This window comes from Microbacterium oxydans (genome assembly GCF_000956405.1).
GTDB classification, from domain to species: domain Bacteria; phylum Actinomycetota; class Actinomycetes; order Actinomycetales; family Microbacteriaceae; genus Microbacterium; species Microbacterium oxydans_C.
This window is the reverse complement of record NZ_JYIV01000001.1, coordinates 1-1,293: the sequence shown is the minus strand read 5'-3', so window position 1 is coordinate 1,293 and position 1,293 is coordinate 1. Positions and strand designations below refer to the sequence as shown.

Genomic DNA, 1,293 nt, shown 5'->3' with positions numbered 1-1,293 from the left:
GGGTCTGCTGCACGGATAGGTGACAGTTTCGGTTAGGCCGCGAGGGCCAGGTTCTTGGTCATGATGGTCTCGAACTCGACCGGTGTCAACCGGCCCAACGCTGCCTGTCGCCGGCGTCGGTGGTAGGTCCGTTCGATCCAGGTCACGATCGCGATGCGCAGCTGCTCCCGGGTGGTCCAGGAGCGGCGGTTCAGGACGTTCTTCTGCAGCAGGCTGAAGAAGCTCTCCATCGCCGCGTTGTCGCCGCAGGACGCGACTCTGCCCATTGATCCGACCAGGCGGTGCCGGGCCAGAGCGCGCAGGAACCTCCGGCTGCGGAACTGCGACCCGCGGTCCGAATGGACCACGCAGCCCGCGACGTCACCACGCATCGCGACGGCGTTCTCGAGCGCGCGGATGGCGAGGCTCGACTTCATCCGATTGCTGATCGAGTAGCCGACGATCTTGTTCCCGAACACATCCTTGATCGCGCAGAGATAGAGCTTGCCCTCGGCGGTCTTGTGCTCGGTGATGTCGGTCAGCCAGAGCTGGTTTGGGCCATCGGCGGTGAACTCGTGCCGCACCCGGCCGTGCTCGTCCGTCACGACGCAGAGGTCGTCATGAACGGCGGGACCGGGCTTGCGGCCGTTCTTGCCGCGCTTCTTCCCGAACACGCTCCACCAGCCGTTGTCCGACGTGATCCGCCACGCGGTGCGGTCCGCCATCGCCTCGCCCGCGTCGCGGGCCTCGTCGGCGAGGAGCCGGTGCCCGAACTCCGGGTCATCCTGGTGCGCGTCGAACAGCGCGTTCGCGCGATACCCCTCCACGATCTCACTGTCCGTGATGGGGTTCATCACTCACCGGTAATAGCGCTGGCGGGAGAGCTTCAACACCCGGCACGTCACCGTCACGGGGATCCCGTCAGCGGCGAGCTCTGTCACGAACGGGTACGTCATTTTCCCGGCAGATGCGCCTGCGCGAAATACGCCGCCGCGCGGCGCAGCACCTCGTTCTCCTGTTCCAGCAGACGGACCCGCCTACGCAACTCCCGGGCCTCATCGGCCTCGGCCCGCGTCACGCCCGGCTTCGCACCGGACTCCACGGCTGCCTGACGTACCCAGTTCTGCAGACAGGTCTCACTGATCCCGAAATCCGCCGCGATCTGACGCAACGGGACCCCGGGTTCGCGATTCACAGCGACGCGCACAACGTCGTCACGAAACTCACGCGGATAGGGCTTGGGCATGATGACATCCTCTCAGCAGCACCTCACGGCACCACAGATCAGGTGTCACCTATCCGTGCAGCAGACCC

Annotated in this window: 1 pseudogene; it reads right to left on the bottom strand. The window is 65.8% G+C overall.

Features of this window, described 5'->3' with window-relative positions:
- Positions 1–32: 32 nt before the first annotated feature.
- Positions 33–1,225: pseudogene (locus RN51_RS00010) on the bottom strand (IS3 family transposase).
- Positions 1,226–1,293: the final 68 nt, after the last annotated feature.